At 67.6% G+C, this 7,173-nt stretch carries 6 protein-coding genes; 2 read left to right on the top strand and 4 right to left on the bottom strand.

Translation table 11 applies throughout. From position 1 onward, the window contains the following. The coding region (locus HTS88_RS20705; protein ID WP_174181870.1) for an ROK family protein at nt 1-1,068 on the bottom strand (1,068 nt) is incomplete at its 3' end. Between the two features lie 131 nt (nt 1,069-1,199). Between HTS88_RS20705 and xylA the strand changes: the two genes are divergently transcribed. Both xylA and xylB read left to right on the top strand, forming a co-directional pair. Beyond that, the gene (gene xylA / locus HTS88_RS20700; RefSeq protein ID WP_174181868.1) at nt 1,200-2,387 is read left to right on the top strand and encodes a xylose isomerase; all 1,188 of its coding nucleotides are present in this window, start codon (nt 1,200-1,202) and stop codon (nt 2,385-2,387) included. A 4-nt stretch (nt 2,388-2,391) separates the two neighbouring features. Then, on the top strand, nt 2,392-3,810 hold the full coding sequence (xylB, locus tag HTS88_RS20695; protein ID WP_174181866.1) for a xylulokinase: 1,419 nt from the start codon (nt 2,392-2,394) through the stop codon (nt 3,808-3,810). A gap of 106 nt (nt 3,811-3,916) precedes the next feature. Here the strand turns inward: xylB and HTS88_RS20690 are convergent, their stop codons facing one another. The 3 genes from HTS88_RS20690 to HTS88_RS20680 are packed head-to-tail and all read right to left on the bottom strand — an operon-like array spanning nt 3,917 to nt 7,154. After that, complete coding sequence (locus tag HTS88_RS20690) at nt 3,917-4,774, bottom strand: sugar phosphate isomerase/epimerase family protein (protein ID WP_174181864.1); 858 nt, start codon at nt 4,772-4,774, stop codon at nt 3,917-3,919. After that, entirely contained in the window at nt 4,771-5,985 is a 1,215-nt protein-coding gene (locus HTS88_RS20685; RefSeq protein WP_174181862.1) for a dihydrodipicolinate synthase family protein, read from the bottom strand. Before HTS88_RS20685 ends, HTS88_RS20690 begins: the two co-directional genes overlap by 4 nt. After that, the gene (locus HTS88_RS20680) at nt 5,985-7,154 is read right to left on the bottom strand and encodes a Gfo/Idh/MocA family protein (RefSeq protein ID WP_174181860.1); all 1,170 of its coding nucleotides are present in this window, start codon (nt 7,152-7,154) and stop codon (nt 5,985-5,987) included. The genes HTS88_RS20685 and HTS88_RS20680 overlap by 1 nt, the downstream gene beginning before the upstream one ends. Nucleotides 7,155-7,173: the final 19 nt, after the last annotated feature.

Here is a 7,173-nt window from a genome sequence, read left to right as displayed (position 1 = left end):
CAACCACCGGTCAAGGATGGCGAAGTGCCCCCCGAGTACCACAGCGCGGACATTGACCACCCGGGACGCCGATGCCACGGCAACCCCCAGCGCCCTCCCCGCCCGCTGGACGGCCGAAACCGCGGCGGGACTCCCGGCGGCCAGGTCGCCCAGCAGGTCCGCCATGCTTTCGGTCCTGGTCCGGCCCTTGACGGTGATTCCGGCAGCGGAAAAAATCGCGTCCTGGCCCGCGACCGTCTCAAGGCAGCCCGTTCCGCCGCAGGAGCAGGGTGCGCCCTCGGGGTCCACCACGATGTGGCCCACCTCCCCCGCGTTGCCTTCAGGGCCAGTGAAAAGCTCCGAATTCAGGACCAGCCCTCCGCCGACCCCCACTTCGCCCGAGATGAACAGGAAATCCCGCCTTCCGGGGCTGTGGGCCAGCTCTGCGAGGGCGGCGGCATTGGCCTCGTTGAAGAGGGAAACCCCCAGCGGCACACCGGGCAGCAGCCGCGCCACATCCAGCTTCGTGTCCACCCAGCCCAGGTTGGGGGCAACGGTGACAGTCGAACTGCCGGCCTCAACAAGGCCGGGAACGGCAAGTCCTCCACCCAGGACGTCGAGCCCCAGCGCAGACGCGGCTTGCCGCACCCCCGAGGCCAGCCCGGCGAGGGCGGACATCACGGCGTCGCTGGCGCTGTCACGGTTGTCCCTTTCCAGGACTTCCTTTACCACGAGCTCCCCGGAGAGTCTCGTCACGCCCGCGGCAATGTAATCGACGTTGATTTCCATACCCATGACGCCCCGTGACGGATTCAGCTCCAGCCCCACCCCCGGCCTGCCCCGCTCCCCGTGCCTGCTCAGGCCGACTTCGCGGAGGATCCCGGCGTCCAGGAGGTCCAGGACGATGCTCGACACGGATGCTTTTGTCAGTCCAGTAGCCGCGGCAAGCTGGGCCCGTGTCAGGTGGAATCCGGCGGGCGACTGCACCACCCTGCCCAGGACCAGGGCGAGGTTGTTCCGCCGCACATCCGCCATGTTGCCCGGCGTCCCGGCATCGGACGGTGCAATAGCAGGTGCGGAACTCGCCATGGCCGCTCTCCTTGGATTCGATCCGGGGCCGTTCCTTCGGCCCCTATTGACCCTAGCGTAGTCACGCTTATATAGTTCAAGCGATAAACTAACTTGCCCAACCGGCGGCAAACTGACTGCAAGGACGCATCATGACTCTCTCCCCGACTCCCGCTGACAAGTTCACCTTTGGCCTCTGGACCGTTGGCTGGACCGGTGCCGATCCGTTCGGAGTGGCCACCCGCGCGGACCTGGATCCTGTGGAGGCAGTGCACCGGCTGGCTGAACTGGGCGCTTATGGCATCACCTTCCATGACAATGACCTGGTGCCCTTCGATGCCACGGTCTCGGAGCGGGAACTGATCCTGAAGAACTTCAAGGCAGCCCTGGCCGAGACGGGCCTGAAGGTCCCGATGGTGACCACCAACCTGTTCAGCCACCCGGTGTTCAAGGACGGCGGCTTCACCTCCAACGACCGCTCCATCCGCCGCTTCGCCCTGTCCAAGGTGCTGCGCAACATCGACTCCGCCGCCGAGTTCGGCGCCGAGACCTTCGTGATGTGGGGCGGGCGTGAAGGCAGCGAATACGACGGCTCCAAGGACCTCTCCGCAGCCCTGGACCGGATGAAGGAAGGCGTGGACACCGCCGCCGCCTACATCAAGGACAAGGGCTACAACCTGCGCATCGCCCTCGAACCCAAGCCCAACGAACCCCGCGGGGACATCTTCCTGCCCACCGTCGGGCACGGCCTGGCGTTCATCGCCGAGCTCGAACACGGCGACATCGTGGGCCTGAACCCCGAAACCGGGCACGAGCAGATGGCCGGACTGAATTTCACCCACGGCATCGCCCAGGCACTGTGGGCCGGCAAGCTCTTCCACATCGACCTCAACGGCCAGCGCGGCATCAAGTACGACCAGGACCTCGTGTTCGGCCACGGTGACCTCACCAGCGCCTTCTTCACCGTGGACCTGCTCGAGAACGGCTTCCCGGGCGGCGGACCCCGCTACGACGGCCCCCGCCACTTCGACTACAAGCCTTCCCGCACCGACGGCTACGACGGCGTCTGGGAATCCGCGAAATCCAACATGTCCATGTACCTCCTGCTCAAGGAACGCGCCCTGGCCTTCCGCGCCGACCCCCAGGTCCAGGAAGCCCTCGCCACCTCCGGCGTCTTCGAGCTCGGCGAACCCACCCTCGCCGCCGGCGAAACCACCGCCGACCTGCTCGCCGACACCACCGCCTTCGAGGACTTCAACGCCGACAAAGCCGCCGAACGCTCCTTCGCGTTCGTCCGCCTCAACCAGCTCGCCATCGAACACCTCCTCAACGCACGCTAGGGATATGGCACTCGTAGCAGGCATCGACAGCTCCACCCAGTCCTGCAAAGTGGTGATCCGTGACGCGGACACCGGAGCACTTGTCCGCCAGGGCCGTGCCAGCCACCCCGAGGGCACCGAGGTCCACCCCGACCATTGGTGGACGGCCCTCCAGGAGGCAGTGGACGCGGCCGGTGGCTTTGAGGACGTGGCGGCAGTCTCCATTGGAGGCCAGCAGCACGGCATGGTCTGCCTGGACAGCGACGGCGGTGTGGTCAGGCCTGCGCTCCTGTGGAATGACACGCGGAGCGCCGGCGCGGCGCTGGAACTGATCAGTACCGCGGGCGGCGGCGACGCTGCCGCCGGCGCCCGCTACTGGGCCGGTGCCACGGGCACCGTCCCGGTAGCGTCACTGACGCTGACCAAGCTGCATTGGCTGGCCGTGAACGAGCCGGACAACGCGGCGAAGACAGCGGCCGTCTGCCTGCCCCACGACTGGTTGACCTGGCGGCTTCTGGGCCACGGCCCCGGCAGCGGTCCCGGGAACCTTGAGGCGCTGGCCACGGACCGGTCGGATGCCTCCGGGACGGGCTACTACTCGACGGCGGCGGGCGCGTACCTGCCGGAGGTCCTGAAAACGTCGCTGGGGCATGTTCCGCACCTTCCCGACGTCCTGGGTCCCCTGGACGTGGCGGGCAAGGCTTCCTCAGGCGTCCTCGTGGCCGCGGGTGCCGGGGATAATGCGGCAGCGGCACTGGGTGTGGGCGCCGGCGTGGGCGATGTGGTGATGTCGCTGGGTACGTCCGGCACGGTCTTTGCCGTGTCCGGCACGCCGGCCGCCGATCCGTCCGGGCTGGTGGCCGGGTTCGCCGACGCCGCAGGGCACTACCTGCCGCTGGTGTGCACGCTGAACGCCACCCGCGTTTTTGATGCCACGGCCGCACTGCTGGGCGTGGGCATCGGGGAGTTCAACGAGCTGGCGCTGTCAGCCGAAAGCGGCGCCGGCGGCCTGACCCTGGTGCCGTATTTCGACGGCGAACGCACCCCCAACCTGCCGGATGCCACCGGCTCGCTGCACGGCATTACCCGCGGGAACTATACTCCTGCCAACCTGGCGCGTGCCGCCGTCGAAGGCGTAGTTTGTTCCCTGGCGGATGGGCTGGCAGCCCTCCAGGACCAGGGCGTGGAGGCCCGGCGGATCATCCTGGTGGGCGGCGGCGCCCAGTCCACGGCCGTTCAGCAGGCGGCGGCACAGCTGCTGGGAATCAACATCACCGTACCGCGCCCCGGCGAGTACGTGGCCGACGGCGCCGCCCGGCAGGCCGCCGGGGCACTCACCGGACATTTCCCGCAGTGGGCGCTTGACGCCGTCGACCTTCCCGGGGGGAGGGACGACGGCGGCGTACTGGCCCGCTACCGCCGGTACGCCTCGATGCACGTCTAAGGACGCGCCGCAGGGAAAAGACCCGGACCGCATACGCGGTCCGGGTCTTTTTGGTGGGCGCAGGCTCCTGCCGTGACGTTAGCAGGAGCCCGCGGTCTGGATCAGGTCAGGCGTACGGGAGGACAAGCTCCGCGTAGCGTTCCTTCACTGTGGACAGGACAGTGTTGCCGTCCGTGTCCCAGATGTCCTGATTGAAAATTTCCACTTCGATGTCACCGGTGTACCCCGCGTCGCGCACCCAGGTGCCAATCGTGGCGAAGTCCACCACGCCGTCGCCCATGTATCCGCGGGACAGCAGCGGATCGGCGGCGATGGGCATGTTGAAGTCGCACACCTGGTAGGAAGCGATGCGGTTCTCCCGCCCGGCGCGTTCGATCTGTGCCTTGAGTTCCGGATCCCACCAGACGTGGAAAGTGTCGACGGCGACGCCTACCGTAGAGGCGTCGAACGGCGCCGCAAGATCCAGCGCCTGCCCCAGGGTGGAGATCAGGGCGCGGTCCGCGGCGTACATCGGGTGCAGCGGCTCCAGGACCAGGCGGACCCCGTTCTCCTTTGCGAAGGGAACCAGGTCTGCCAGCCGGTCCGCAACCCTCCGGCGTGCAGCCACCACGTCCTTCTCCCCCGGGGCCAGACCACCGACCACCAGGAACAGTTCGCGGGTGTCCAGCGCGACGGCTTCCAGGATGGCTGCACGGTTGTCAGCCAGGGCTGCGGCCTGCCCTTCGGCGTCGGGTGCGGTGAGGAACCCGCCGCGGCACAGGGATGAGACCCGCAGCCCCGCGTCCTTGATCAGGCGTGCGGCCTTGTCCAGCCCGGCCTCCTCCACGCGGTCCCGCCAGGGGCCGATGGCGGGGATGCCGGCGTTGACGCAGCCGTCAACCACCTGGGCGAGCGTCCACCTCTTGGTGGTGGCGCTGTTGATGGACAGGCGCACGAAGTCCGCCGTCACTGCATCGCTGGTCATACGCCCACCCCGTTGATCCGCAGGTAGTCGGACATCCGGAACGCGGCCAGTGCGGGGTCGCGCAGCAGGCCGGCCTGGTCGGCCAGTTCGAAGGTCCGGGCGAGGTGGCACACGGACCGGCCGGAGTGCAGGCCGCCCACCATCTGGAAGCCGGGCTGCCTGCCGTTGAGCCAGGACATAAAAGCGATACCGGTCTTGTAGTAGAACGTGGGGGCACTGAAGATGTGCTTTCCCAGTTCCCGCGTGGAGTCCAGGATCCCGCGTGCCCTGGCGGCGTTGCCGGCGTCGTAGTTTTGGAGGGCGACCGAGGCGGCCGGGTAGATCGCCGCGAAGATGCCCAGCAGGGCGTCCGAGTGGTGAGTGCCGTCGCCGTCGATCAGTTCCGGGTAGTTGAAGTCGTCGCCGGTGTAGAGGCGGACGCCTTCGGGGAGGGCCGCGCGGAGTGCAACCTCGTGGCCGGCATCCAGCAGGGAGACCTTGACGCCGTCCACCTTGTCCGCATGGTCCCTGATGAGGCCAAGGAACGTCGCGGTGGCGGTTGCGACATCGTCCGAACCCCAGTAGCCGGCCAGTGCGGGATCGAACATGGTGCCCAGCCAGTGCAGGATCACCGGCTGGTCCACTTCCTGCAGCAGGGTGGAGTAGACCTTCAGGTAGTCGTCAGGGCCGTTGGCAACCTTGGCCAGGGCACGCGACGCCATCAGGATGACCTTGGGGCCGGCTTCGGTGATCACGGCGATCTGTTCGCGGTAGGCCTCAAGCACGGCCTTGATGCCCGCTTCGCCGGCCGGCAGGGAGTCGATGTCCAGCTGGTCCGTGCCGGCGCCGCAGGAGACGAGGTCCCGGACGGTCTTGCCCGCTGTCGCAGCGTTTCCGGTTGCGACCACCGATGCGGCCTCGACGCCTGTCCGCTTGATGAGCTGCTGGGTGGCCGCCCAGTCGAGGCCCATGCCGCGCTGGGCAGTATCCATGGCGTCCGCCACACCGAGCCCGTAGGACCACAGCTCATGGCGGTAGGCCATGGTCGCCTCCCAGTCGAGCCGGGCCGGGGCGCCGGGGGTGTTGTCAGCGAGGACTTCGGGGATGACGTGCGCGGCAGCGTAGGCCCGCCGGGCAGTCAGCGGGGCGGTGGGGCGGGCCCAGGAGGTGCCGCCCTGCAGCCGGTATTCGCGGGTGCCGCCGTCGTGGGAGGGGAGGATGAGCGAGGTCATTAGAGGGTGATCTCCGGGATGTCGAGGGTGCGGCGTTCATCGTTGGACTTCAGGCCGAGCTCGGCCAGCTGGACGCCGCGGGCGGCGGACAGCAGCCCGAAGCGGTGCTCGCGGCCGGCCACGACGTCGCGGAGGAACTCTTCCCACTGCAGCTTGAACCCGTTGTCCAGCTCGGCATTGGCCGGGACTTCCTGCCACTGGTCGCGGAAGGACTCGGTGACGGGCAGGTCCGGGTTCCAGACCGGCTTGGGGGTGTGGGCGCGCTGCTGGGCGACGCACTTGTTCAGGCCTGCGACGGCGGAGCCGTGGGTCCCGTCAACCTGGAACTCCACCAGTTCATCGCGGTAGACACGCACTGCCCAGGACGAGTTGATCTGGCCGATGACTTCGTCGCCGCCCGGGGTCTCGAGCTCGAAGATGCCGTAGGAAGCATCATCCGCCGTGGCCTTGTATTCCTTGCCGGCTTCGTCCCAGCGCGCCGGGATGTGGGTGGCGGTCTTGGCGCTGACGCTCTTGACCTTGCCGATGATGCCCTCGAGGACGTAGTTCCAGTGGCAGAACATGTCCGTGGTCATTCCACCGCCGTCTTCCTTGCGGTAGTTCCAGGACGGGCGCTGGGCCGCCTGGATGTCGCCTTCGAAGACCCAGTAGCCAAACTCGCCGCGGATGGAGAGGATGCGGCCGAAGAAGCCCTCGTCCACCAGGCGGCGGAGCTTGACCAGGCCGGGCAGGTAGAGCTTGTCGTGCACGACGCCGGCCGTGACGCCGGCTTCCTTGCCGATGCGGGCAAGTTCGATGGCCTCTTCAAGGGTTTCCGCTGTGGGCTTCTCGGTGAAGATGTGCTTGCCGGCGAGCATGGCCTTCTTCAGGGTGGCTGCGCGGAGGCTGGTCATGGACGCGTCGAAGATGACGTCAACGGTGGGGTCGTTGATGACCGAGTCGAGGTCCGTGGTCCATTCAGCGACCTTGTGCTTTTCGGCGAGTTCGCGGATCTTGGCTTCGTTGCGGCCCACGAGGATGGGTTCGACCTGGACGCGGGTGCCGTCTTCCAGGGTGAATCCGCCCGCATCGCGGATGGGAAGGATGGACCGCAGCAGGTGCTGGCGGTAGCCCATCCGTCCGGTGATGCCGTTCATGGCGATGCGGATGGTTTTTGTTTCGAAGCCCATGTGTCCTCCACGGTGAGTG

It is taken from the genome of Pseudarthrobacter oxydans (genome assembly GCF_013314975.1).
Lineage (GTDB): Bacteria > Actinomycetota > Actinomycetes > Actinomycetales > Micrococcaceae > Arthrobacter > Arthrobacter oxydans.
The sequence above is the reverse complement of the archived record's forward strand: the minus strand, read 5'-3'. Positions and strand labels throughout refer to the sequence as shown.

Excerpts from the sequence above, each read along its gene's own strand:
- xylA (WP_174181868.1), top strand. The coding sequence starts at position 1,200 with ATGACTCTCTCCCCGACTCCCGCTGACAAGTTCACCTTTGGCCTCTGG.
- HTS88_RS20680 (WP_174181860.1), bottom strand. The coding sequence starts at position 7,154 with ATGGGCTTCGAAACAAAAACCATCCGCATCGCCATGAACGGCATCACC.
- HTS88_RS20690 (WP_174181864.1), bottom strand. The coding sequence starts at position 4,774 with ATGACCAGCGATGCAGTGACGGCGGACTTCGTGCGCCTGTCCATCAAC.
- HTS88_RS20685 (WP_174181862.1), bottom strand. The coding sequence starts at position 5,985 with ATGACCTCGCTCATCCTCCCCTCCCACGACGGCGGCACCCGCGAATAC.
- xylB (WP_174181866.1), top strand. The coding sequence starts at position 2,392 with ATGGCACTCGTAGCAGGCATCGACAGCTCCACCCAGTCCTGCAAAGTG.